This window comes from Streptomyces sp. NPDC088116, from assembly GCF_044741745.1.
Lineage (GTDB): Bacteria > Actinomycetota > Actinomycetes > Streptomycetales > Streptomycetaceae > Streptomyces.
Genome location: NZ_JBIUTF010000002.1, coordinates 557,171 through 581,275 on the forward strand (window position 1 = coordinate 557,171; position 24,105 = coordinate 581,275).

A 24,105-nucleotide genomic window follows, 5' to 3' on the forward strand; every position below is an offset into this window, starting at 1 on the left:
CGGTTGTCAGTGGCGCGTGGGATGCTGGACCGCGATGGCCACCAGAAAGACTTCATCCGACGATCCGCTCGCCCCGCTGACCCTCGCCGTGGGGCAGGAAGACCTGCTGCTCGACCGCGCCGTGCAGCAGGTGGTGGCGGCCGCCCGCGTCTCCGACGCCGACACGGACGTACGCGACCTCGCCTCCGACCAGCTTCAGCCCGGCACCCTCGCCGAGTTGACCAGCCCGTCGCTGTTCGCCGAGCGCAAGGTCGTCGTCGTACGGAACGCGCAGGATCTGTCCGCCGACACGATCAAGGACGTCAAGGCGTACCTCGACGCGCCCGCCGAAGAGATCACGCTCGTCCTGCTGCACGCGGGAGGGGCCAAGGGCAAGGGGCTGCTGGACGCGGCCCGCAAGGCGGGGGCCCGCGAGGTCGCCTGCCCCAAGACGACCAAGCCCGCGGAGCGGCTGACCTTCGTACGTTCGGAGTTCCGCGCGGTGGGCCGCTCGGCCACGCCCGAGGCCTGCCAGGCCCTGGTCGACTCGATCGGCAGTGACCTGCGTGAGCTGGCGAGCGCCGTCTCCCAGCTCGCCGCGGATATCGAGGGGACGATCGACGAGGCCGTCGTCGGCCGGTATTACACGGGCCGCGCCGAGGCCTCCAGCTTCACCGTCGCCGACCGCGCCGTGGAGGGCCGGGCGGCCGACGCGCTCGAAGCGCTGCGCTGGTCGCTGTCGACCGGTGTGGCTCCCGTACTGATCACCAGCGCTCTGGCCCAGGGCGTACGGGCCATCGGCAAGCTCTCGTCCGCCCGTGGCGGCCGGCCCGCCGATCTCGCCCGTGAGCTGGGAATGCCCCCGTGGAAGATCGACCGGGTGCGCCAGCAGATGCGCGGCTGGACCCCGGACGCGGTGGCGGTGGCGCTGCGCGCCGTCGCCGAGGCCGACGCGGGCGTCAAGGGTGGCGGCGACGATCCGGAGTACGCGCTGGAGAAGGCGGTCGTCACGATCGCCCGAGCGGCCCGCTCGGGCCGCTGAGCACCCGGCACACGCGTCCCCGCCCGGCATGCCGAAGGCCCCGGTTCCGTCCTGGGGAGGACGGGACCGGGGCCTTCGACGTGAACCGGACGAACTCGCACCCGCGTGGCGAACGCAGTCGCGTGCGAGTTCTGAGGTGTGCCGGTCAGGAGCGGTAGAGAGGGCCCGCTGAGTCCCTTCCGGCGATCAGATCACGATCAGATCAAGAGAGTGCTCAGCCCTGCAGGGCGGCAACCTTGGAAGCCAGCGCCGACTTCTTGTTGGCGGCGGCGTTCTTGTGGATGACGCCCTTCGAGGCGGCCTTGTCGAGCTTGCGGGACGCCTCACGAGCGGCCACGGTGGCCTTCTCGACGTCACCCGCGGCAGCGGCCTCGCGGGCCCTGCGGATCGCGGTCTTGAGCGACGACTTGACAGCCTTGTTGCGCAGGCGTGCCTTCTCGTTGGTCTTGTTCCGCTTGATCTGGGACTTGATGTTCGCCACGTTGAATGCCTTTTCAGCTTTGATGACTCGATAAACGCTGTCTGAGCTCGCCCCGTACCTAAACGGCACGCGACGCAGCTGTTCAGGCTACCAGCGCCCCTCCCGCCCTCCCAAACCCGGCGCAGTCCCCCAACCGTGGGACGATGGAGCCTACGTATCGATCCGAGTCGACCCGAGACGAGACGCCGCGCGTCTCAAGAATCAGGACCCTGCGTGCCCGCGACCCCTATCCACGTGCCCGAGCCGAGCCGTACGGACCCGGCGCTGCTCCGCAACTTCTGCATCATCGCGCACATCGACCACGGCAAGTCGACGCTCGCCGACCGGATGCTCCAGCTGACCGGAGTGGTCGACCAGCGGCAGATGCGCGCTCAGTACCTCGACCGCATGGACATCGAGCGCGAGCGCGGCATCACGATCAAGTCCCAGGCGGTCCGGCTGCCCTGGGCCCCCAACACGGGTGAGGACGAGGGCACGACCCATGTCCTCAACATGATCGACACGCCGGGCCACGTGGACTTCACCTACGAGGTGTCCCGTTCGCTCGCCGCCTGCGAAGGCACCATCCTCCTGGTGGACGCCGCCCAGGGCATCGAGGCGCAGACTCTCGCCAACCTGTACCTGGCGATGGAGAACGATCTCGCCATCGTCCCGGTGCTCAACAAGATCGACCTGCCGGCCGCCCAGCCCGAGAAGTTCTCCGAGGAGCTGGCGAACCTCATCGGCTGCCAGCCGGAGGATGTGCTCAAGGTCTCGGCGAAGACCGGTGTCGGCGTGGACGCCCTGCTCGACAGGGTGGTCAGGGACGTTCCGCCGCCGGTCGGTGTCAAGGACGCGCCCGCCCGCGCGATGATCTTCGACTCCGTCTACGACTCCTACCGCGGTGTCGTGACGTACGTCCGTGTCGTCGACGGCCAGCTCAACAAGCGTGAGCGGATCCGGATGATGTCCACCGGGGCCACCCACGAGCTGCTGGAGATCGGTGTCTCCTCCCCGGAGATGACCCCGTCCGACGGCATCGGCGTCGGTGAGGTCGGCTACATCATCACCGGCGTGAAGGACGTCCGTCAGTCCAAGGTCGGTGACACGATCACCACCCTCAGCAAGGGGGCGACCGAGGCGCTCGGCGGCTACAAGGACCCCAAGCCGATGGTGTTCTCCGGCCTCTATCCGCTGGACGGCTCGGACTACCCCGAGCTGCGCGACGCCCTCGACAAGCTCCAGCTCAACGACGCGGCCCTGGTCTACGAGCCCGAGACGTCGGCGGCCCTCGGCTTCGGCTTCCGCGTGGGCTTCCTCGGCCTGCTGCACCTCGATGTCATCCGGGAGCGCCTGGAGCGCGAGTTCGGCCTCGAACTGATCGCCACCGCCCCCAACGTGGTCTACCGCGTGCTGATGGAGGACGGCAAGGAGCACACGGTCACCAACCCGAGCGAGTTCCCCGAGGGGAAGATCGACTCGGTGCACGAGCCGGTCGTACGGGCCACGATCCTCGCCCCGAGCGAGTTCATCGGCTCGATCATGGAGCTGTGCCAGAGCCGCCGCGGCACGCTGCTGGGCATGGACTACCTCTCCGAGGACCGGGTCGAGATCCGCTACACGCTGCCGCTCGCCGAGATCGTCTTCGACTTCTTCGACCAGCTGAAGTCCAAGACCCGGGGCTACGCCTCGCTCGACTACGAGCCCACCGGCGAGCAGACCGCCCATCTCGTCAAGGTCGACATCCTGCTGCACGGCGACAAGGTCGACGCCTTCTCCGCCATCACGCACCGGGACCAGGCCTACGCGTACGGCGTACGGCTTGTCGCCAAGCTGCGCGAGCTGATCCCGCGCCAGGCCTTCGAGGTGCCCATCCAGGCCGCCATCGGCTCCCGGGTGATCGCCCGGGAGACGATCCGCGCCATCCGTAAGGACGTCCTCGCCAAGTGCTACGGCGGTGACATCTCCCGGAAGCGGAAGCTGCTGGAGAAGCAGAAGGAAGGCAAGAAGCGGATGAAGATGGTCGGCAGCGTGGAGGTCCCGCAGGAGGCCTTCATCGCGGTGCTGTCCAGCGACGATTCCGGCGGCAAGGCGAAGAAGTAGGTACGGGGAAGCAGGATGCGGAAGTAGTACGAAGAAGCCGGCCGACGTGGTCGTCCGGTGTCCGGTGGGCCCCCGCGCTGTTGCGTGGGGGCCCATGGTGGTTCTTGCGGCGGATTCGTGATGAAGAGGCACCACACTGCCTCTTACGCGCCGGGCGGGTGGCCTCTACTCTGATCACGGATCCATGGTTACTCGCCGGTTAGTTACTCGTCAGTCGCACAATCAGTCAGTCAGTTAAGCAGCGCTGCCGCTGGCCCGGAGGATGTCGTGAGCGACACACAGAACTTGATCGAGAACCGGCCGCCCTCCGTGGCGACTCTCTTCATCGAACGGGTGGCGGCGACGCCGGACGCGGAGGCCTATCGCTACCCCGTACGCCGGTCCCCCGGCGGGGGCGGCCAGGGCAGCCACAACGGCCAGAGCGGTCCCGCCGGTCCCGACGAGTGGCGCTCGCTGAGCTGGAGCCAGGCAGCCGAGCGGGTGTACGCCATGGCCGCCGGCCTGATCGAGCTGGGCGTACGGCCCGAGGAGCGTGTCGCGCTCGCCTCCGCCACCCGCGTCGAATGGATCCTCGCCGACCTCGGGGTGATGTGCGCGGGCGCCGCCACCACCACGGTCTATCCCTCGACCAACACCGAGGAGTCCGCGTTCATCCTCGCCGACTCGGACAGCCGGGTGCTGATCGCGGAGGACGCCGCCCAGCTGGCCAAGGCGCGGGAGCGACGGGCGGAGCTGCCGCACCTCGCCCATGTCGTCGTGATCGACGCCGCCGACGCCCTGCCCGCCGAGGGCGACCCGGAGGGCTGGGTGCTCTCCCTGGCCGATCTGGAGGCGCGCGGCACGGAGTACCTGGCCAAGAATCCGCAGGCGGTCAAGGAGCGGCTCGCGGCCATCACCTCCACGCAGCTGGCCACCCTGATCTACACCTCGGGCACCACCGGCCGCCCCAAGGGCGTACGGCTGGCGCACGACGCCTGGTCGTACATGGCCACGGCCATCGCGACGACCGGCCTGGTCACCGCGGACGACGTGCAGTACCTCTGGCTGCCCCTCGCCCATGTCTTCGGCAAGGTGCTGACCTCCGGACAGATCGCGGTCGGGCATGTCACCGCCGTGGACGGGCGCGTCGACAAGATCATCGAGAATCTGCCGGTGGTCCGGCCGACCTATATGGCGGCCGTGCCGCGGATCTTCGAGAAGGTCTACAACGGGGTCGCCACCAAGGCGCGGGCCGGCGGCCCCGCCAAGTACAAGATCTTCCAGTGGTCGGCCGAGGTCGCCCGCGAACACGCCAGGACGGCTCAGGACAACTTCCGCCGTACGGGCACGAAGTCCGTGCCGTTCGCCCTCGGCGCCAAGCACAAGGTCGCCGACGCGCTCGTCTACTCCAAGCTGCGCGAGGCGTTCGGCGGCCGGCTGCGCGCGGCGGTCTCCGGGTCCGCCGCGCTCGCGCCGGACATCGGCTACTTCTTCTCCGGCGCCGGAATCCACATCCTGGAGGGCTACGGCCTGACCGAGACCAGCGCGGCCAGCTTTGTCAACCCGGGCGAGGCATACCGCACCGGCACGGTCGGCAAGCCGCTGCCCGGCACCGAGGTACGGATCGCCGACGACGGGGAGATCCTGCTGCGCAGCCCGGGGATCATGGCCGGGTATCACGGGCTGCCGGAGAAGACGGCGGAGGTCCTGGAATCCGACGGCTGGTTCCACACCGGGGACATCGGGGAGCTGTCGGCGGACGGCTATCTGCGGATCACCGACCGCAAGAAGGACCTGATCAAGACCTCGGGCGGCAAGTACATCGCACCGGCCGAGGTCGAGGGACAGTTCAAGGCGGTGTGCCCGTTCGTCTCCAACATCCTGGTGCACGGCGCGGACCGTAACTTCTGTACGGCGCTGATCGCGCTCGACGAGCCGGCCATCCTCGGCTGGGCCGCCGAGAACGGCATGGAGGGCAAGTCGTACGCGCAGGTGGTCGCCTCCGCGCGGACCGAGCGGCTGATCGAGGGCTATGTGAAGCGCCTCAACGAGGGCCTTCAGCGCTGGCAGACGATCAAGAAGTTCCGGCTGCTGCCCCGCGATCTGGACATCGAGCACGGCGAGTTGACGCCCAGCCTCAAGCTCAAGAGGCCGGTCGTGGAGCGGGAGTACAAGGACCTGATCGAGGAGATGTACGAGGGCTCGCGGGAGAAGTGAAAGCCGCGCGGAGCGGGAGCCGGGGCATCGGGCGCGGGCCGCAGAGCCGCAGCAGTACGGTCGCGGGGCGTGCGGTCGCAGGTCACAGACGTACGCTCGCGGTGTCGCGGGCCCGCGAAGATCCGCCGGACAGACCTTAGCTGCCCCGCTCGCGCCGTAGCTCGCCCAAGGTGTCCTCGATCCGGGCCAGTTGGCGCCCCACCAGGGTGAGATCGTTCGTGACGTCGCGCCGTAACGTCTCCTCGATCACCGACAACCGGCCCGCGATCTCCCCCAGATGCTTCTCCTCCCGCGCCAGCATCCGCTCCAGCTGGCGGTTCTTGCGGTGCAGATCGAGGAAGACGCTGACCTTGGCACGCAGCATCCACGGGTCGAACGGCTTGGTCAGGAAGTCCGCCGCGCCCGAGGCGTACCCACGGAACGCGTAACCGCCGTCGGATTCGGGCCCGTTCAGGAAGATGATCGGGATGTCCTTGGTCCGGTCCAGCCGCTTGATCCGGTTCGCGGTCTCGAAGCCGTCCATACCGGGCATCCGGACATCCAGCAGGATCACCGCGAACGGCTGCCGCAGCAGCGCCCGCACCGCCTCCTCGCCGGAACGGGCCCGTACGAGCGGCTCGTCCAGTGAGGCCAGTACCGCTTCCAGCGCGGCGAGGTTGTCCTCCATGTCGTCGACGAGAAGGATGCTCGCGCGCTCCGTGGTGGCTGTTGTCCCGCTCATCCCGTCTCCTTGTCCGGCCCCGACTTTCGGCCAGCGAGGCAAGAATGCTCCGTCCGGGGCGGATCCGCACGTCCTTCACCGCGTTTGGGACCGTGTCGTACGTGGCGGCGTATTCCGTACGTCCGCACCCCACCCACGGCGGCGGCCCTACCACCAAACCTTGGTCAATATCTGCCAACTTCCATGACTCGGCGCATATGGGCGCGATCTGTCTGTCAGTCTGTCGGGATCGTAAGCGGCACAACGCCAGAACCGGATCAGGAGCCGCAGTGGGGCCCATTCCGATCCCGCGCGAATCCCTTCACCGTCCGGCACCCACGGTGCCGTCACGCGGGGACGCGCGGTCCACATCACGTACCAGCCTGCCGGGCAACCCGCTCGCACCGTCCGCCGCACGCCGCTTCACCCGCGCGGCGCTGGCGGACTGGACCAGCCTCGGGCTGCTCACGACCTGCACCTTCTGCCAGGCGGACGAGAGCTGTTCACCAGGGAGGCACAGCACCGATCTGCTCGCGGACGACGCCGTACTGATCGTCGACGAACTCGTCACCAACGCGGTGGTGCACGCGGGGACCACCGTCGAACTCCTCTGCCGTCTGGAAGCCCCCTCGGTGGGTGCCTCGGGGGAGGAGGACGAGCCGGCCGCCCTCGTCCTCGAAGTCTCCGACCACCACCCGTCACGGGCCATACAGAGCGATCCCCGGGAACAGGAACAGGAACCGGGACGGGAGGGCGGACAGCGGCCGGGGCGGGAACCGTCCTCCGGGCTGCCCGAGTACGGCCGGGGGCTGCATGTCGTGACCGCCCTCGCCGAGCGCTGGGGCATCACCTACCGCGCCGGGCTCAAGACCGTATGGGCGCGCCTGCCGCTCGAAGGGCGGGACACGGGGCCGGCCCGGGAGACCGAACCGGTGCTGCGCCGCGGGTTGCGCGCCGCCGAGATCCTCGCGCCCGCGTACGCGTCCCGGCGCAGCGCGCGCGACGATCCGGACTGGGCCGGCCGGGGCGCCCTCTCCTTCCTCGCCGAGGCATCCGAGCTGCTCGCCGGACAGCTCGACGAGGACCTGGTCGCGGCGCTCGCCGGGCAGCTGCTGGTGCCGAGGCTCGCGGAGTGGTGCGCGGTCTGGCTGGACGGCGAGGGCGCCCACGCGGGCGCCGCGCCCCGGCTCGCCCGGGTCTGGCACGCGGACGAGTCGCGGCTGGAGCGGCTGCGCGCGGTCCTGGAGAAGGAGCCGCCGAGGCTGCCGGACCCGCCGCGCGGGGTGCCGGTACGGGTGCCGTGGCCGGGCGGCTCGGGCTCCGGATCCGGAGCCCGCGAGGCCGGTACGGGCGGCGGCGTCGCTCTCGCCTGCCGACTGGTCTCGAACGGACGCGTGCTCGGCACGCTGCTGCTCGGCCGTCCGGGCCAGAGCGGTGTCGCCGACGAGGTCACCGCCCTCGTCGAGGACTTCGCGCGACGCATCGCCCTCGCGATCGGCGCCGCCCGCCGCTACACCCGGCAGGCCACCATCAGCCGCGTCCTGCAACGCGGACTTCTGCCCAGCCAGGTCGCGCGGATTCCGGGCGTCGCCAGCTCGCTGGTGTACGAACCGAGCGACGAGGGGCTGGCGGGCGGCGACTTCTACGACATCTTCCCGTGCCCGCCCGGCGACCGCTGGTGCTTCATGCTCGGCGACGTCCAGGGCAGCGGCCCCGAGGCCGCCGTCGTCACCGGCCTGGCCCGCCCCTGGCTGCGGCTGCTGGCCCGTGAGGGCTACCGCGTCGGCGCCGTCCTCGACCGCCTCAACCGGCTGCTCCTCGACGACGCCACGGAGGCCGCGGAATCCGCGTCCCTGATGGTCGCCGCGGCGGCCACCGGTCCGGGCGCCGGCCCCGGCTCGCTCCCCGGCCTGTCCTCGGGCGCTCCGGCACCGTCCGAGGGCAGCCAGGCCCGTTTCCTGTCGCTCCTGTACGGAGAGCTGAGGCCGCTGCCGGGCGAGGGCGGCGGCGTACGGTGCACCCTCGCCAGCGCCGGTCACCCGCTGCCGCTGCTCCTGCGGCCCGACGGTACGGTCCGGCCCGCGGCCGAGCCACAGCTGCTGCTCGGGGTGGTCGAGCAGGTCGCGTACGAGAGCAGCACGTTCGACATGGAGCCCGGCGACACCCTGCTCTGCGTCACCGACGGCGTCACGGAGCGCCGCTCCGGCCCGCGGATGCTCGACGACGGCGACGGCCTCGCGCGGGCCCTGGCGGGGTGCGTGGGGCTGACGGCGCAGGGCGTCGCGGAGCGCATACGGAGCGCTGTGCACGAGTTCGCCGAGACACCGCCGGGGGACGATCTCGCGCTGCTGGTGTTCCAGGCCGAGTAGCCGCGGCGGCAGGGGCCCGTACCGCGCCGCACGGGCCCCTCCCGTACGCCGTCCACCGTCGGCGTACGAGGACACCCACGGCGTACGGGACACTGGGGGCATGCCTTCCGCACTGCCCGACGGTGACCCCATGCCCGAGACCGGGGCCCTGCCCCGGCACGCCCTGACGGGTGCGGCGGACCGGTCTCTCGGCTTCTACCTGCACGTTCCGTACTGCGCGACCCGCTGCGGCTACTGCGACTTCAACACGTACACGGCCACCGAGCTGCGCGGTTCGGGCGGTGTGCTGGCCTCCCGCGACAACTACGCGCAGACCCTGGCCGACGAGATCCGGCTGGCCAGGAAGGTGCTGGGCGACGACCCGAGGCAGGTCCGTACGGTCTTCGTCGGCGGCGGCACCCCGACGCTGCTGGCCGCCGCCGATCTCGTACGGATGCTGGGGACGATCCGCGACGAGTTCGGGCTGGCGGACGACGCCGAGATCACCACCGAGGCGAATCCGGAATCCGTGGATCCGGCCTATCTGGCGACCCTGCGGGCGGGCGGCTTCAACCGGATCTCCTTCGGGATGCAGAGCGCGAAGCAGCATGTGCTGAAGGTGCTGGACCGTACGCACACCCCCGGCCGGCCCGAGGCATGCGTCGCGGAGGCCCGCGCGGCCGGCTTCGATCATGTGAACCTCGATCTGATCTACGGCACGCCGGGGGAGACCGACACCGACTGGCGCGAGACGCTCGCGGCGGCGGTGGGCGCGGGGCCCGACCACGTCTCGGCGTACGCGCTGATCGTGGAGGAGGGCACCCAGCTGGCCCGGCGCATCCGGCGCGGCGAGGTCCCGATGACGGACGACGACGAGCACGCGGACCGGTACCTGATCGCGGACTCGGTGCTCGGGGAGGCGGGCTTCGCCTGGTACGAGGTGTCCAACTGGGCCACCTCGGAGGCCGCCCGCTGCCTGCACAACGAGCTGTACTGGCGCGGCGCGGACTGGTGGGGCGCGGGCCCCGGCGCCCACAGCCACGTCGGCGGGGTCCGCTGGTGGAACGTCAAACACCCCGGTGCGTACGCCTCGGCCCTGGCGGAGGGCCGCTCACCGGGCGCGGGCCGCGAGATCCTCTCGGCGGAGGACCGCCGGGTGGAACGCGTCCTGCTGGAGCTGCGCCTGTCCGACGGCTGCGAGCTGTCCCTGCTGGCCCCGGCGGGCCTCACGGCGGCCCGGCGAGCGGTCGGGGACGGCCTGCTGGCCCCGGAGCCCTTCGAGGCGGGCCGGGCGGTGCTGACACTGCGGGGACGGCTGCTGGCGGACGCGGTGGTCAGGGACCTGGTGGACTGAGCACTCGGCGGGTGAATCCCGGCTGATCGCGGGTGCGTCTGCCTGGGCTGTTCCTAAGCTGCCGCCGACGGAACGGAAGCGGAGGCTCACCGAGCCGACCGGCAGTGGTGAGGAGGCCGGCTACCAGGTGGAGCGGACCACCAAGTTCGGTGACCCCGTCCCCTGGACATGCTCGGGGTCGAACTGGACACGGCCGAATTCCAGACCCTCCCCCCGGTCAGTTGGCGCCGCCGACGGTGACGAAGTCGATCAACTCCTCCACCCTGCCCAGCAGTTCGGGCCGCAGGTCCTTGTAGGAGCGGACCTGCGACAGGATGTCCTGCCACGCCGCCCCCGTGTTCTCCGGCCAGCCCAGCGCGCGGCACACGCCCGTCTTCCAGTCCTCGCCCCTCGGGACCGACGGCCACGCCTCGATACCCACCGAGGACGGCTTCACCGCCTCCCACACGTCGATGTACGGGTGGCCCACCACCAGGACGTCCGGGCCCGTCACCTGCGCCGCGATGCGGAACTCCTTCGAGCCCGGCACCAGATGGTCGACCAGGACGCCCAGCCGGGCGTCCGGCCCGGGGGCGAACTCGGCGACGACGGCGGGGAGATCATCGATGCCGCCCAGGTACTCCACGACCACGCCCTCGATGCGCAGATCGTCGCCCCAGACCTTCTCGACCAGTTCCGCGTCGTGCCGGCCCTCGACGTAGATGCGGCCCGCCCGCGCCACCCGCGCGCGGGTCCCGGGGACGGCGACCGAGCCGGAGGCCGTACGCGCGGGCCGGACCGGGCCGCCCGCCGTCGGGCGGACCAGCGTCACCACGCGTCCCTCCAGCAGGAAGCCGCCCGCGATCAGCGGGAAGACCCGGTGCTTGCCGAAGCGGTCCTCCAGGGTGACCGTCGGACCCTCGGCGGTCTTCTCGCAGCGGATCACCGCACCGCAGAAGCCTGTTGACACCTCCTCGACCACCAGATCCGGCTCGGCGGGGATCTCGGGCGCGGGCGTGGACTTCTTCCACGGGGGCGTCAGATCGGGGCTGTAGCTGCGCATACGGAAGACGATAAGCGGACCGGGCCGGTACGGCTAAGAGGCCGCCCCACCCATGTGCCCAGCGTCTAAGCCCCGCCGAAACCCGCCGCCAGCGCGTCCCGTTGCGCCCGTACGAACGCCGCGTCCACCACCGCCCCGTGCCCCGGCACGTACAGCGCGTCCTCACCGCCCAGCGCCAGCAGCCGGTCCAGGGCCGCCGGCCAGCGCGCGGGCACCGCGTCGGGGCCCGCCTGGGGCTCGCCGGACTCCTCCACCAGATCGCCGCAGAAGACCACATCGGGGGAGCCGGGACCGACGCCCGGCACCAGCGCCGCCAGGTCGTGACCGGTGTGCCCCGGGCCGACGTCGGCCAACAGCACCTGACGGCCGCCCAGATCCACCGTCAGCTCCCCGGACACCGCGTGACGCGGCACGACCAGCAGGTCGACCGCCTCGGCGGCCCGCGCGGCATCGACACCTTCCCGTACGGCGTCCTCGTACAGCGCCGACCGCCCGGCGCCGCCCGCAGCCAGCAGTTCCGCCGTGCCCACCGCCGCGTACACCTCGACCCCGGAGAACGCCGCCGTGCCCAGCACATGGTCGAAGTGCGGGTGGCTCAGTGCGACATGTGTCACTCGGCGGCCGCCGAGCAGCGACTGGGCCGCCGTCCGGATCGCGGCGCCCTCGCGGACCGTCGAGCCGGTGTCGTACAGGAGGGCCGCCCCATCCCCCGTCACCAGCCCGGCCGTCGCGTCCCACCTGGGCAGTCGTCGCCGGCCCACCCCCGGGCTCAACCGTTCCCACCCGCACTCTTCCCAACGGAGGTTCATACGAGGACGCTATCCGCAACGACCAGCGTGATCGCGTGCGAAACGGGCAGGCTGATCGCAGCCGACCCGCTTGATCACCGGTGATCGTGAAGCGTGGTCGGCCGCCCTTGCCCGGGGCGTACCCGACGGCCGTACACTGGCCGGGGGAAGCGCTGGCACTCACGGAGAGCGAGTGCCAGAGCGAGGGCCGGACCGGGATCGACGACAGCTGGAGGTGTGCGCGGTGCTCAGCGAACGCAGACTCGAGGTGCTGCGCGCGATCGTCCAGGACTACGTCGGCACCGAGGAGCCCGTCGGCTCCAAGGCGCTCACCGAGCGGCACAAGCTCGGTGTCTCCCCGGCCACCGTCCGCAACGACATGGCGGTGCTGGAGGACGAGGGCTTCATCGCCCAGCCGCACACCAGCGCCGGGCGCATCCCGACCGACAAGGGCTACCGGCTCTTCGTCGACCGGCTGGCCGGGGTCAAGCCCCTGTCGCCGCCGGAGCGCCGCGCCATCCAGAATTTCCTGGACGGTGCCGTGGACCTCGACGATGTCGTGGGGCGTACGGTCCGGTTGCTCGCGCAGCTCACCCGGCAGGTCGCGGTCGTCCAGTACCCCTCGCTGACCCGCTCGACGGTGCGGCATGTGGAGTTGCTGGCGCTCGCCCCCGCCCGGCTGATGCTCGTGTTGATCACGGACACCGGACGGGTCGAGCAACGGATGATCGACTGTCCCGCACCCTTCGGCGAGACCTCGCTCGCGGATCTCCGGGCCCGGCTCAACAGCCGGATCGTCGGACGCCGTTTCGCGGACGTCCCGCCGCTGGTGCAGGACCTTCCCGATTCCTTCGAGCTGGAGGACCGGGGCACCGTGACAGCGGTGCTCGCGACACTGCTCGAAACCCTGGTCGAGGAGACCGAGGAGCGGCTGATGATCGGCGGTACCGCCAACATCACCCGCTTCGGACACGATTTCCCTCTGACCATCCGGCCGGTGCTGGAGGCACTTGAGGAGCATGTGGTGCTCCTCAAGCTCCTCGGTGAGGCCAAGGACCCGGGCATGACCGTACGAATCGGGCACGAGAACGCCCATGAGGGACTCAACTCCACGTCCGTCGTCGCGGTCGGCTACGGTTCGGGCGACGAGGCAGTCGCCAAACTCGGCGTGGTCGGACCGACCCGCATGGACTACCCCGGAACGATGGGAGCGGTACGCGCAGTGGCACGTTACGTCGGACAGATCCTGGCGGAGTCGTAAGTGGCCACGGACTACTACGCCGTTCTCGGCGTGCGCCGCGACGCATCCCAGGATGAGATCAAGAAGGCATTCCGGCGGCTCGCACGCGAGCTGCATCCGGATGTGAATCCCGATCCGAAGACGCAAGAGCGCTTCAAGGAGATCAACGCCGCCTACGAGGTGTTGTCGGACCCGCAGAAGAAACAGGTCTACGACCTCGGCGGAGACCCGCTCTCCGGAGCCGGGGGCGGAGGCGGCGCGGGTGGCTTCGGCGCCGGTGGCTTCGGCAACTTCTCCGACATCATGGACGCGTTCTTCGGTACGGCCTCGCAGCGCGGCCCGCGGTCGCGGACGCGGCGCGGCCAGGACGCGATGATCCGGCTGGAGATCGACCTCAACGAGGCGGCCTTCGGTACGACCAAGGACATCCAGGTCGACACGGCCGTTGTCTGTACGACCTGTTCGGGCGAGGGAGCCGCTCCCGGCACCTCGGCGCAGACCTGCGACATGTGCCGCGGCCGTGGCGAGGTCTCGCAGGTCACCCGGTCCTTCCTGGGCCAGGTCATGACCTCGCGGCCGTGCCCGCAGTGCCAGGGCTTCGGTACGGTCGTACCGACGCCGTGCCCCGAGTGCGCGGGCGACGGCCGCATCCGGTCGCGTCGTACGCTCACGGTCAAGATCCCGGCGGGCGTCGACAACGGCACCCGCATCCAGCTCGCCGGCGAGGGCGAGGTCGGCCCCGGCGGCGGTCCCGCCGGTGACCTGTACGTCGAGATCCACGAGGTGCAGCACAGCACCTTCCAGCGGCGCGGCGACGACCTGCACTGCACGGTGACCATTCCGATGACGGCGGCCTCACTGGGCACGAAGTGCCCGCTGGAGACGCTGGACGGGGTGGAGGAGATCGACGTACGGCCCGGTACGCAGTCGGGTCAGTCGATCCCGCTGCACGGCCGTGGCATCACACATCTGCGAGGCGGCGGCCGGGGCGACCTGATCGTGCACGTCGAGGTGATGACGCCGTCGAAGCTGGATCCGGAGCAGGAGAGGCTGCTGCGGGAGCTGGCGAAGCTGCGCGGTGAGGAGCGGCCCACGGGGCAGTTCCAGCCGGGGCAGCAGGGTCTGTTCTCGCGGTTGAAGGACGCGTTCAACGGGCGGTAGGCCGCTCGTGGCCGGGCGGCGCGTTCGCGGGCGGCCCGTCGAGTGGGGCAGCCGCGTACGGGACGGGCGTCCAGGGGCCGGATTCGGCCACTGCGACGCCCGTGCGTGTCGCCCCGCGTACGCCGTGTTCCCCGGCGCATGCCATACGTGGCACCGATTCGGACCTCTCACCAAGGACATGGCACGATGCCTCCATGTCCTCCGCACTGACCGATCTTTGCCGGTATCCGATCGTGCAGGCCCCCATGGCGGGCGGCGCATCCTGCCCTCTGCTGGCCGCTGCCGTCTCCGAGGCCGGGGGTCTCGGGTTCCTCGCCGCCGGATACAAGACCGCGGACGGCATGTACGAAGAGATCAAACAGCTGCGCGGGCTCACCGGCCGGCCGTTCGGCGTCAATCTCTTCATGCCGCAGGCCCACTACGCCGACAACGCGGCCGTCGAGGTCTACCGGAACCAGCTCGCCGGTGAGGCGACCTGGTACGAGACACCGCTCGGCGACCCCGAGGCCGGCCGGGACGACGGCTACGAGGCCAAGCTGGCCATACTGCTCGACGACCCGGTGCCGGTGGTCTCCTTCACCTTCGGATGCCCGACCCGGACGGTTCTCGACGCGTTCGCCCACGCCGGCACCTTCACCGTGGTCACGGTGACCACCCCCGAGGAAGCCCAGACCGCGCAGTGGTCCGGCGCCGACGCGGTGTGTGTGCAGGGCATCGAGGCCGGTGGCCACCAGGGCACGCACCGCGACGACCCGGCCACCGACGGTGCGGGCATCGGGCTGCTCTCGCTGGTGTCCCAGGTCAGAGAGACCGTGCAGATCCCGGTCATCGCCGCCGGCGGGCTGATGCGCGGCGGGCAGATCGCGGCGGTGCTCGCGGCGGGCGCGGACGCGGGACAGCTCGGTACGGCGTTCCTGGTGTGCCCCGAGTCCGGGGCGAACGCGCTGCACAAGCAGGCCATGACCAACCCGCTGTTCGTACGGACCGAACTGACCCGGGCCTTCTCGGGCCGCCCCGCCCGCGGCCTCGTCAACCGCTTCATGCGCGAGCACGGCCCGTACGCCCCGCCCGCCTACCCCGAGGTCCACCACCTCACCTCCGGACTGCGCAAGGCCGCGGCCAAGGTGGGAGACGCGCAGGGCATGGCGCTCTGGGCGGGACAGGGCCACCGGATGGCGCGCGACCTGCCGGCCGGCCGGCTCGTCGAGGTCCTCTCGGGCGAACTCGACGCGACCCGGGCGTCGTTCATGCCGGGCCTCGGCAGCACCTCGTGACCGCTCCGGTCTTCGTCGTGGGCGACGGTGGGCCGGGTGCCCTGACGGTGGGCACGGTCACGCTCGACGGCCCCGAAGGGCGGCACGCCGTCTCCGTACGGAGGTTGCGCGTCGGCGAGGAGGTCGTGCTGACGGACGGCGCGGGCACCGGCGCGTACGGAACGGTCGCGGCGGTCGAGGGCAAGGACCGGCTGGTCGTCGAGGTCACGGAGGTGCGGACCGAGGAGGAGCCCTCGCCCCGGATCACCGTCGTCCAGGCCCTCCCCAAGGGCGACCGGGGGGAGTTGGCCGTCGAGACGATGACCGAGACCGGTGTCGACGCGATCGTGCCGTGGCAGGCCGCGCGTTGCGTCACCCAGTGGAAGGGCGACCGGGGCGCCAAGTCCCTGGCCAAATGGCGGGCCACGGCCCGGGAGGCGGGCAAGCAGTCGCGACGGCTCCGCTTCCCCGAGGTCATGGACGCGCTCTCGGCCAAGCAGGTCGCCGCGCTGCTCGCGGACGCGGACTTCGCGGCCGTACTGCACGAGGAGGGCAGCGAACCGCTGGCCACCGCGGCGCTGCCCGCAAAGGGCCGGATCGTGCTGGTCGTGGGCCCCGAAGGGGGCGTGTCCCCGGAGGAGTTGGCGGTTTTCGAGGCTGCGTGCGCCAAGCCGTACCGGCTCGGCCGCAGCGTACTGCGCACCTCCACCGCCGGGACGGCGGCGACGGCCCTGCTGCTCGGCCGCACGGGCCGCTGGTCCTGACCGCCCGGCCCCGGGGAGCGCCGCGGTGATGCCCTCGGCGGGCAGGTGACGCCCTCGACGGACAGCGACCACCGGTCCGGATACCATGCGTCCGTACCGAACTGATCACCAGCAGCGTCGAGGAGGCCAGGACCATGGCGGGAGAACCACAGGCCGACTGCCTGTTCTGCAAGATCGTCTCGGGGGACGTGCCGGCCACCCTCGTACGCGAGACCGACACCACCGTCGCCTTCCAGGACATCAATCCGCAGGCCCCGACCCACATCCTGGTCATCCCGCGCGTGCACTACGCGGACGCCGGGTCCCTCGCCGCCGCCGAGCCGCAGATCGCCGCCGACGTGCTGCGTGAGGCCGCCGAGGTCGCCGCCCAGGAGAAGGCCGACGCCACCGGCTACCGCATCGTGTTCAACACCGGCGCGGGCGCCGGCCAGACCGTCTTCCACGCGCACGCCCACGTACTGGGCGGACGCGGCCTCAACTGGCCTCCCGGATAAGAGCCTTGTCCGTACGCGAGCTGGTGGTGCTCGGCACCGCCAGCCAGGTGCCCACCCGCCATCGCAACCACAACGGCTATCTGCTGCGCTGGGACGGCGAGGGCCTGCTCTTCGATCCCGGCGAGGGCACCCAGCGCCAGATGCTGCGCGCCGGGGTCGCCGCGCACGACATCAACCGGATCTGTGTCACGCACTTCCACGGCGATCACTCGCTGGGGCTGGCCGGGGTCATCCAGCGCATCAACCTCGACCAGGTGCCGCACCCGGTCACCGCGCACTACCCGGCGAGCGGACAGCGCTTCTTCGAGCGGCTGCGGTACGCGACGGCCTACCGCGAGTCCGTCGCGCTGACCGAGGCGCCGGTGACCGGCGACGGCATCCTCGCGCGCACGGCCGCGTACACCCTGGACGCGCACAAGCTCTCGCACCCCGTCGAGTCCTACGGCTACCGCCTCACCGAGCCCGACGGACACCGGATGCTGCCCGCGCGGCTGGCCGCGCACGGCATCGCGGGCCCGGACGTCGGCCGGCTCCAGCGCGAGGGCGTGCTGAACGGCGTCACGCTGGACGAGGTCAGCGAGACGCGCCGGGGCCAGCGGTTCGCGTTCGTCATGGACACCCGGCTCTGCGACGGCGTGCACGCGCTGGCCGAGGGCTGCGACATGCTCGTCATCGAGTCGACCTTCCTGGACGAGGACGAGCGGCTGGCCACCGACCACGGTCACCTCACCGCGGGCCAGGCGGCGCGCGTGGCACGGGAGGCGGGCGTACGGCATCTGGTGCTGACGCACTTCTCGCAGCGGTACGGCGATCCGGACGAGTTCGAGCGGCAGGCCCGCGCGGCCGGCTTCGAGGGCGAACTGACGGTCGCCGCCGACCTCGTACGAGTGCCGCTGCCCAAACGGTCCCCCTGAGGCCGCTCCCCGCGACCGGCCCCCGGGCCACCTGGGGCGGCGCGGCGGCGACGGCGGGACGGCGGCGGGCGGACCTCGCGCGCGTCCGCCGCGCCGCGTCCGATCGTGCAGACTGTCCGGATCTGCACACGATCGGGGAGCCCGCCGTGATCACATCCAACGGAGACACGTACGACCACACCGCCCATGTCGATCCGTTGAGCGCCCTGCGCGCACCGGACGACCCGGAGTGCGATGTCTATCTCACGGGCACGGTCTTCCTCGACATCATCTTCACCGGCCTCGCCAGCGCGCCCGTACGCGGCACCGAGTCCTGGGCCCGGGGGATGGGGTCGAGCCCAGGCGGCATCGCCAACATGGCCACCGCGCTGGCCCGCCTCGGACTGCGCACCTCGCTCTCCGCCGCCTTCGGCGACGACCACTACGGCGAGTACTGCTGGGACGCGCTGGAGCACGGCGAGGGCATCGACCTGTCCCGGTCCCGTACGGTCGCCGGCTGGCACTCGCCCGTCACCGTCTCCATGGCGTACGAAGGCGAACGGACCATGGTCTCGCACGGCCACGAGGCCCCGCCGCCCGAAGGAGCCCTGCCGGAGTGCCCGCCACGCGCGCGTGCCGCCGTCGCCGCGCTCACGCCCGGCCGCCGTGACGAGTGGATCGCCCATGCCGCCCGGCACGGGGCACGGATCTTCGCCGATGTCGGCTGGGACGACACGGGCCGCTGGGACCTGTCGGGACTGGCCGATCTGGAGCACTGCGAGGCCTTCCTGCCCAACGCCGAGGAGGCGATGCGCTACACCCGCACCGACTGCCCGCGGGCCGCGGCGCGGCTGCTCGCCGAGCGGGTGCCGGTCGCCGTCGTCACGCTGGGCGCGGAGGGCGCGTACGCCGTGGACGGTGCCACCGGCGAGACCGCAGCGGTCCCGGCGATCGCGGTGGAGGCCCTCGATCCGACGGGCGCGGGCGATGTCTTCGTGGCCGGTTTCGTCACCGGTACGCTCGCGGGCTGGCCGCTCGCCGACCGGCTGGCCTTCGCCGGCCTGACGGCCGCGCTCTCGGTGCAGGAGTTCGGCGGATCGCTCTCCGCGCCGGGCTGGGCGGAGGTCGCGGCCTGGTGGAGTTACGTACGCGCCTGCTCCGACCAGGACCCGGCGGCGCTGCGCCGTTACGCCTTCCTGGGGGAGCTGCTGCCCGCGCCGACGCGGCCGTGGCCGCTGCGCAGGGCCGTACCGACGATCGGTTTCGGTCGCTCGGGGTGAGGCGCGGGCCACACTCCTGGGGCGCCTGATACGGGGTACGCGTCCGGTGACGCCGGGTACGCCTCCCGTGATCGTCGTCCGTAAATCTGTGCGACGGCGCAGGGAAAAGCCCTAGGGCCTTGTCAGTGGGGAGCCGTAGGCTGGTAGCCCAGAGGTTGTCGAGCAGCGAGAACCCTGCAACGGGAGGTATGCGCAGGCCACAGCGCCGGCCCATGACTCAGACACCTACAGCCAAGACCCCCGCACCGGGGCAGGCACGTGCCCGGTTCACCGTTCCCGCCAAGCACCCCATGGTCACGGTCCTGGGTTCGGGGGACTCCCTGCTCCGCGTGATCGAAAAGGCGTTCCCGGCCGCAGACATCCATGTCCGGGGAAACGAGATCAGTGCGACCGGCAGCGCGGCGGACGTCGCGCTGGTCCAGCGCCTGTTCGACGAGATGATGCTGGTGCTCCGCACCGGTCAGCCGATGACGGAGGACGCAGTGGAACGCTCCATCGCCATGCTCAGGGCGAGCGAGAACGGCGGTGCGGACGGTCCCGAGACGCCCGCCGATGTACTCACCCAGAACATTCTGTCCAGCCGGGGCCGGACGATCCGCCCCAAGACCCTCAACCAGAAGCGATATGTCGACGCGATCGACAAGCACACGATCGTCTTCGGCATCGGCCCCGCCGGCACGGGCAAGACGTATCTCGCCATGGCCAAGGCGGTCCAGGCGCTCCAGTCCAAGCAGGTCAACCGGATCATCCTGACCAGGCCCGCAGTCGAGGCCGGTGAGCGGCTCGGCTTCCTGCCGGGCACGCTCTACGAGAAGATCGACCCGTATCTGCGGCCGCTCTACGACGCGTTGCACGACATGCTCGACCCCGACTCGATCCCGCGGCTGATGGCGGCGGGCACGATCGAGGTCGCGCCCCTGGCGTACATGCGCGGCCGGACGCTCAACGACGCGTTCATCATCCTGGACGAGGCGCAGAACACCAGTCCCGAGCAGATGAAGATGTTCCTGACGCGACTCGGCTTCGAGTCGAAGATCGTGATCACGGGCGACATCACCCAGGTCGACCTCCCGGGCGGCACGAAGAGCGGTCTGCGCCAGGTCCAGGACATTCTGGAAGGCCTGGACGACGTGCACTTCTCGCGGCTGACGTCCCAGGATGTCGTACGGCACAAGCTGGTCGGCCGTATCGTCGACGCGTACGAGCAGTACGACAGCCGGAACGGGACCTGACGGTCACCGGACCGAGCCGCGAAACCGAGAGCAGGAGAGCAAGAGCGCACCATGTCGATCGACGTCAACAACGAGTCAGGGACCGAGGTCGACGAGCAGGCGATTCTCGATGTCGCCCGCTACGCGCTCACCCGGATGCGCATCCACCCGCTCTCCGAGCTCTCGGTGATCGTCGTGGACGAAGCCGCCATGGAGCAGCTGCACATCCAGTGGATGGACCTGCCGGGTCCGACGGATGTCATGTCCTTCCCGATGGACGAGCTGCGTCCGCCGGTCAAGGACGACGAGGAGCCCCCGCAGGGACTCCTCGGTGACATCGTGCTCTGCCCGGAGGTCGCCAAGAAGCAGGGCGAGGAAGCCCCGACGCAGCACACCATGGACGAGGAGCTCCAGCTCCTCACCGTCCACGGTGTGCTGCACCTCCTCGGGTACGACCACGAGGTGCCGGACGAGAAGGCCGAGATGTTCGGTCTTCAGGCGGCGATCGTGGACGGCTGGCGGACCGAGCAGGGGCTCACGGGCCCGTCGCCCGCGCCGACCGTCTCGTGACCGCGCAACTGATCGTCGGCGCGGTCGCCCTGGTCGTGGTGGCCTGGCTGGCGGCGTGCGCCGAGGCGGGCCTGGCCCGGGTCACCAGTTTCCGGGCGGCCGAGGCCGTACGGTCCGGGCGCCGGGGCGCGGCCAAGCTGGAGCGGATCGCCACCGACCCGACGCGCTATCTGAATGTGGCCCTGCTGGTGCGGGTCGCCTGCGAGATGGCGGCCGGAGTGCTGGTCACGTACGTCTGCCTGGAGGAGTTCCGGCAGACCTGGGCGGCGCTGGTCGTCGCGATCGGTGTGATGGTCCTGGTCTCCTACGTCGCGGTGGGCGTCTCGCCCCGGACCATCGGCCGTCAGCACCCGCTGAACACGGCGACGGCCTCGGCGTACGTGCTGCTGCCGCTCGCCAGGATCATGGGCCCGATCCCGCAGCTGCTGATCCTGCTCGGCAACGCCCTCACGCCCGGCAAGGGGTTTCGCAAGGGACCGTTCGCCAGCGAGGCCGAGCTGCGGGCGATGGTCGACCTCGCCGAGCAGGAGTCCCTGATCGAGGACGACGAGCGCCGGATGGTGCACTCCGTCTTCGAGCTGGGCGACACCCTCGTACGGGAGGTGATGGTCCCGCGCACCGACCTGGTCTGCATCGAGCGCTACAAGACGATCCGTCAGGCGCTCACGCTGGCCCTGCGCTCCGGCTTCTCCCGGATCCCGGTGACCGGGGAGAACGAAGACGACATCGTCGGCATCGTCTACCTCAAGGACCTGGTCAGGAAGACCCACATCAACCGGGACTCCGAGTCCGAGCTGGTCTCCACGGCGATGCGCCCGGCCGCCTTCGTGCCCGACACGAAGAACGCGGGCGACCTGCTGCGCGAGATGCAGCAGGAGCGCAGCCATGTCGCGGTCGTCATCGACGAGTACGGCGGCACGGCCGGCATCGTCACGATCGAGGACATCCTGGAGGAGATCGTCGGCGAGATCACCGACGAGTACGACCGTGAACTGCCCCCGGTCGAGGAACTCGGCGACGGCTCCTACCGGGTCACGGCCCGGCTGGACGTCGGCGACCTCGGGGAGCTGTTCGGGCTCGACGAGTACGACGACGAGGACGTGGAAACGGTCGGCGGCCTGCTCGCGAAGGCCCTGGGCCGGGTCCCGATCGCCGGCGCCAGCGCCGAGGTCGAACTGCCCGACGGCCGGCACCTGCGCCTGACGGCCGAGTCCCCGGCCGGCCGCCGGAACAAGATCGTCACGGTCCTCGCGGAACCGGTGCGCGAGGAGGCGACGGCGTCATGACACCGGCGGGGCCGAGGGCGGTATGACACCGGCGGAGCTGAGGACCGTATGACACCTGCGGACCTGCGGGCCTGCTGCCTGGGGCTCAACGGGACGTCCGAGGACATCCCGTTCCCCCGCAGCCCCGGAGTCACGGTCTTCCGGGTGGGGGCCAAGATCTTCGCGATCTGCGCGCTGGAGGAGGAGCCCCTGAAGGTCTCCCTGAAATGCGACCCCGACGAGGCGGTCCGACTGCGGGAGGCCCACCCGGAGATCGTCCCGGGCTGGCACCTCAACAAGCGCCACTGGAACACGGTGACGGTCGGCCCGCTCCCCGCACGCATGGTGCGGGAGCTGATCGAGGACTCGTACGACCTGGTGGCGGCGGGCCTGCCGAAGGCGGAACGACTCCGCCTGGACCGGCCGTAGACGGAGGGCCTGGGCCTGGTCCGGCCACCGCGAGTGGCCGGGCCGCGTTCAGCGGGGCGCCTACCGCGCTCCGCGCTCCCGCCAGGCCCGAGCCGCGGGCAGGGCCCGTCCGTGGTGCTTCCCTGCTCGCTGAATATGCTCGGCACATGACTCAGAGCACCGACCCCGGCACCGGCCTCGATCCCGAGGACCGCAAGATCATCACCCTGGCCCGCAGCGCTCGTGCCCGTAACGGCGTACCGGAGGGCGCTGCGGTGCGGGACGAGACCGGGCGTACGTACGTCGCGGGCACCGTGGAGCTGGACTCCCTCAAGCTCAGCGCGCTGCGCACGGCGGTCGCGATGGCCGTGGCAAGCGGCGCCACCTCGCTGGAGGCGGCGGCCGTCGTCACCGGCGCGGAGGGCGTGTCGGACGAGGACCGTGCCGCCGTGCGCGATCTGGGCGGGGTGCGGACCCCGGTCCTGCTGGCGGGCCCCGACGGCGCGCTTCGCGCGACCGTCACGGCCGGCTGACGGCGGACACCGGGGACCATCTGGTCGGCGGGGGGTGAACGATCGGGGAGAATGGGCGCCATGAGCGCTCGTACCTCCCTTCCCGAGACAGCCGAAGCCCCCCACCGGGCCGGCTTCGCCTGCTTCGTCGGTCGCCCCAACGCGGGCAAGTCCACCCTCACGAACGCTCTGGTCGGCCAGAAGGTGGCCATCACCTCCAACCGGCCGCAGACCACCCGGCACACCGTGCGCGGCATCGTGCACCGGCCCGAGGCGCAGCTGATCCTGGTGGACACCCCGGGTCTCCACAAGCCGCGCACGCTGCTCGGTGAGCGTCTGAACGATGTCGTACGGACCACCTGGGCCGAGGTCGACGTGATCGGCTTCTGCCTGCCCGCCGACCAGAAGCTCGGCCCCGGCGACCGGTTCATCGCCAAGGAACTGGCCGCGATCAAGAAGACGCCGAAGGTCGCCGTCGTCACCAAGACCGACCTGGTCGACTCCAAGGCGCTTGCCGAGCAACTGATCGCGATCGACCAGCTCGGCAAGGAACTGGGCCTGGAATGGGCGGAGATCGTCCCGGTCTCGGCGGTCGGCGACCAGCAGGTCGGGCTGCTCGCGGACCTGCTGGTCCCGCTGCTCCCGGAGAGCCCGCCGCTCTACCCGGAGGGCGACCTCACCGACGAGCCCGAGCAGGTCATGGTGGCCGAGCTGATCCGTGAGGCCGCGCTCGAAGGCGTACGGGACGAACTGCCGCACTCGATCGCGGTCGTGGTCGAGGAGATGCTCCCGCGCGAGGACCGCCCGGCCGACAAGCCGCTGCTCGACATCCACGCCAATGTCTATATCGAGCGGCCCAGTCAGAAGGGCATCATCATCGGCCCGAAGGGCAAGCGGCTCAAGGAGGTCGGGACGAAGTCCCGCAAGCACATCGAGGCGCTCCTGGGCACGCCGGTCTTCCTCGACCTGCACGTCAAGGTCGCCAAGGACTGGCAGCGCGACCCGAAGCAGCTGCGCAAACTCGGTTTCTGAGCGTCTCCGC

General features: G+C 70.9%; 22 protein-coding genes. 18 read left to right on the forward strand and 4 right to left on the reverse strand.

Features of this window, described 5'->3' with window-relative positions:
- The first annotated feature begins 34 nt into the window (after positions 1-34).
- Positions 35-1,021 carry a DNA polymerase III subunit delta gene (gene holA / locus ACIOJD_RS08760; protein ID WP_401909968.1) on the forward strand — a complete coding sequence of 329 codons (987 nt, stop codon included), beginning with the start codon at positions 35-37 and terminating at the stop codon, positions 1,019-1,021.
- Between the two features lie 214 nt (positions 1,022-1,235).
- On the opposite strand, the gene rpsT is transcribed toward holA, so the two are convergent.
- Positions 1,236-1,502: a 30S ribosomal protein S20 gene (gene rpsT, locus ACIOJD_RS08765; protein WP_401909971.1), complete on the reverse strand. Its 267-nt coding sequence runs from the start codon at positions 1,500-1,502 to the stop codon at positions 1,236-1,238.
- A gap of 213 nt (positions 1,503-1,715) precedes the next feature.
- Here rpsT and lepA point away from each other — a divergent pair, with 213 nt between their 5' ends.
- Entirely contained in the window at positions 1,716-3,584 is a 1,869-nt protein-coding gene (lepA, locus tag ACIOJD_RS08770) for a translation elongation factor 4 (RefSeq protein ID WP_401909973.1), read from the forward strand.
- A 267-nt stretch (positions 3,585-3,851) separates the two neighbouring features.
- Positions 3,852-5,780 carry an AMP-dependent synthetase/ligase gene (locus ACIOJD_RS08775; protein ID WP_401909976.1) on the forward strand — a complete coding sequence of 643 codons (1,929 nt, stop codon included), beginning with the start codon at positions 3,852-3,854 and terminating at the stop codon, positions 5,778-5,780.
- A 136-nt stretch (positions 5,781-5,916) separates the two neighbouring features.
- Here the strand turns inward: ACIOJD_RS08775 and ACIOJD_RS08780 are convergent, their stop codons facing one another.
- Entirely contained in the window at positions 5,917-6,501 is a 585-nt protein-coding gene (locus ACIOJD_RS08780; RefSeq protein WP_401909979.1) for a two-component system response regulator, read from the reverse strand.
- Between the two features lie 269 nt (positions 6,502-6,770).
- On the opposite strand from ACIOJD_RS08780, the gene ACIOJD_RS08785 reads away from it, so the two are divergent.
- Entirely contained in the window at positions 6,771-8,849 is a 2,079-nt protein-coding gene (locus ACIOJD_RS08785) for a SpoIIE family protein phosphatase (RefSeq protein ID WP_401909981.1), read from the forward strand.
- 100 nt (positions 8,850-8,949) lie between these two features.
- Positions 8,950-10,182 carry a radical SAM family heme chaperone HemW gene (gene hemW, locus ACIOJD_RS08790; protein WP_401909984.1) on the forward strand — a complete coding sequence of 411 codons (1,233 nt, stop codon included), beginning with the start codon at positions 8,950-8,952 and terminating at the stop codon, positions 10,180-10,182.
- Positions 10,183-10,399: 217 nt separating this feature from the next.
- Here the strand turns inward: hemW and ACIOJD_RS08795 are convergent, their stop codons facing one another.
- Together ACIOJD_RS08795 and ACIOJD_RS08800 are read right to left on the reverse strand one after the other, a co-directional pair.
- On the reverse strand, positions 10,400-11,224 hold the full coding sequence (locus tag ACIOJD_RS08795) for a DUF3097 domain-containing protein (RefSeq protein ID WP_401909986.1): 825 nt from the start codon (positions 11,222-11,224) through the stop codon (positions 10,400-10,402).
- A gap of 65 nt (positions 11,225-11,289) precedes the next feature.
- Complete coding sequence (locus tag ACIOJD_RS08800) at positions 11,290-12,033, reverse strand: MBL fold metallo-hydrolase (protein WP_401909989.1); 744 nt, start codon at positions 12,031-12,033, stop codon at positions 11,290-11,292.
- A gap of 223 nt (positions 12,034-12,256) precedes the next feature.
- Between ACIOJD_RS08800 and hrcA the strand changes: the two genes are divergently transcribed.
- From hrcA to era, 13 genes are all read left to right on the forward strand, one after another.
- Entirely contained in the window at positions 12,257-13,273 is a 1,017-nt protein-coding gene (hrcA, locus tag ACIOJD_RS08805) for a heat-inducible transcriptional repressor HrcA (protein WP_401911647.1), read from the forward strand.
- Positions 13,274-14,413: a molecular chaperone DnaJ gene (dnaJ, locus tag ACIOJD_RS08810; RefSeq protein WP_401880911.1), complete on the forward strand. Its 1,140-nt coding sequence runs from the start codon at positions 13,274-13,276 to the stop codon at positions 14,411-14,413.
- Positions 14,414-14,607: 194 nt separating this feature from the next.
- The gene (locus tag ACIOJD_RS08815; protein ID WP_401909992.1) at positions 14,608-15,687 is read left to right on the forward strand and encodes a nitronate monooxygenase; all 1,080 of its coding nucleotides are present in this window, start codon (positions 14,608-14,610) and stop codon (positions 15,685-15,687) included.
- A complete protein-coding gene (locus tag ACIOJD_RS08820) occupies positions 15,684-16,430 on the forward strand; it encodes a 16S rRNA (uracil(1498)-N(3))-methyltransferase (RefSeq protein WP_401909995.1) in 747 nt (248 codons plus the stop codon). Before ACIOJD_RS08815 ends, ACIOJD_RS08820 begins: the two co-directional genes overlap by 4 nt.
- A gap of 134 nt (positions 16,431-16,564) precedes the next feature.
- Positions 16,565-16,924, forward strand: a complete 360-nt coding sequence (locus ACIOJD_RS08825) for a histidine triad nucleotide-binding protein (protein ID WP_401909998.1) — start codon at positions 16,565-16,567, stop codon at positions 16,922-16,924.
- 5 nt (positions 16,925-16,929) lie between these two features.
- A complete protein-coding gene (locus tag ACIOJD_RS08830; protein WP_401910000.1) occupies positions 16,930-17,838 on the forward strand; it encodes a ribonuclease Z in 909 nt (302 codons plus the stop codon).
- A gap of 146 nt (positions 17,839-17,984) precedes the next feature.
- Positions 17,985-19,097, forward strand: coding sequence for a carbohydrate kinase family protein (locus ACIOJD_RS08835; RefSeq protein ID WP_401910002.1), 1,113 nt, complete (start codon positions 17,985-17,987; stop codon positions 19,095-19,097).
- A 212-nt stretch (positions 19,098-19,309) separates the two neighbouring features.
- Positions 19,310-20,329: a PhoH family protein gene (locus tag ACIOJD_RS08840; RefSeq protein ID WP_401910003.1), complete on the forward strand. Its 1,020-nt coding sequence runs from the start codon at positions 19,310-19,312 to the stop codon at positions 20,327-20,329.
- A gap of 51 nt (positions 20,330-20,380) precedes the next feature.
- Positions 20,381-20,878, forward strand: coding sequence for an rRNA maturation RNase YbeY (gene ybeY, locus ACIOJD_RS08845; protein WP_401880918.1), 498 nt, complete (start codon positions 20,381-20,383; stop codon positions 20,876-20,878).
- Positions 20,875-22,164, forward strand: coding sequence for a hemolysin family protein (locus ACIOJD_RS08850; RefSeq protein ID WP_401910005.1), 1,290 nt, complete (start codon positions 20,875-20,877; stop codon positions 22,162-22,164). Before ybeY ends, ACIOJD_RS08850 begins: the two co-directional genes overlap by 4 nt.
- Before the next feature lie 48 nt (positions 22,165-22,212).
- The gene (locus ACIOJD_RS08855; protein WP_401910008.1) at positions 22,213-22,572 is read left to right on the forward strand and encodes an MmcQ/YjbR family DNA-binding protein; all 360 of its coding nucleotides are present in this window, start codon (positions 22,213-22,215) and stop codon (positions 22,570-22,572) included.
- Positions 22,573-22,718: 146 nt separating this feature from the next.
- Positions 22,719-23,084, forward strand: a complete 366-nt coding sequence (locus ACIOJD_RS08860; RefSeq protein ID WP_401910009.1) for a cytidine deaminase — start codon at positions 22,719-22,721, stop codon at positions 23,082-23,084.
- A 60-nt stretch (positions 23,085-23,144) separates the two neighbouring features.
- Entirely contained in the window at positions 23,145-24,095 is a 951-nt protein-coding gene (gene era, locus ACIOJD_RS08865) for a GTPase Era (protein WP_401910012.1), read from the forward strand.
- Positions 24,096-24,105: the final 10 nt, after the last annotated feature.

What these genes read in the sequence shown, in the direction of transcription:
- holA (WP_401909968.1), top strand. Translation starts at nt 35, where the DNA reads ATGGCCACCAGAAAGACTTCATCCGACGATCCGCTCGCCCCGCTGACC.
- era (WP_401910012.1), top strand. Translation starts at nt 23,145, where the DNA reads ATGAGCGCTCGTACCTCCCTTCCCGAGACAGCCGAAGCCCCCCACCGG.
- ACIOJD_RS08825 (WP_401909998.1), top strand. Translation starts at nt 16,565, where the DNA reads ATGGCGGGAGAACCACAGGCCGACTGCCTGTTCTGCAAGATCGTCTCG.
- ACIOJD_RS08780 (WP_401909979.1), bottom strand. Translation starts at nt 6,501, where the DNA reads ATGAGCGGGACAACAGCCACCACGGAGCGCGCGAGCATCCTTCTCGTC.
- ACIOJD_RS08795 (WP_401909986.1), bottom strand. Translation starts at nt 11,224, where the DNA reads ATGCGCAGCTACAGCCCCGATCTGACGCCCCCGTGGAAGAAGTCCACG.
- ACIOJD_RS08840 (WP_401910003.1), top strand. Translation starts at nt 19,310, where the DNA reads ATGACTCAGACACCTACAGCCAAGACCCCCGCACCGGGGCAGGCACGT.
- hemW (WP_401909984.1), top strand. Translation starts at nt 8,950, where the DNA reads ATGCCTTCCGCACTGCCCGACGGTGACCCCATGCCCGAGACCGGGGCC.
- ACIOJD_RS08855 (WP_401910008.1), top strand. Translation starts at nt 22,213, where the DNA reads ATGACACCTGCGGACCTGCGGGCCTGCTGCCTGGGGCTCAACGGGACG.
- ACIOJD_RS08800 (WP_401909989.1), bottom strand. Translation starts at nt 12,033, where the DNA reads ATGAACCTCCGTTGGGAAGAGTGCGGGTGGGAACGGTTGAGCCCGGGG.
- ACIOJD_RS08815 (WP_401909992.1), top strand. Translation starts at nt 14,608, where the DNA reads ATGTCCTCCGCACTGACCGATCTTTGCCGGTATCCGATCGTGCAGGCC.
- ybeY (WP_401880918.1), top strand. Translation starts at nt 20,381, where the DNA reads ATGTCGATCGACGTCAACAACGAGTCAGGGACCGAGGTCGACGAGCAG.
- ACIOJD_RS08860 (WP_401910009.1), top strand. Translation starts at nt 22,719, where the DNA reads ATGACTCAGAGCACCGACCCCGGCACCGGCCTCGATCCCGAGGACCGC.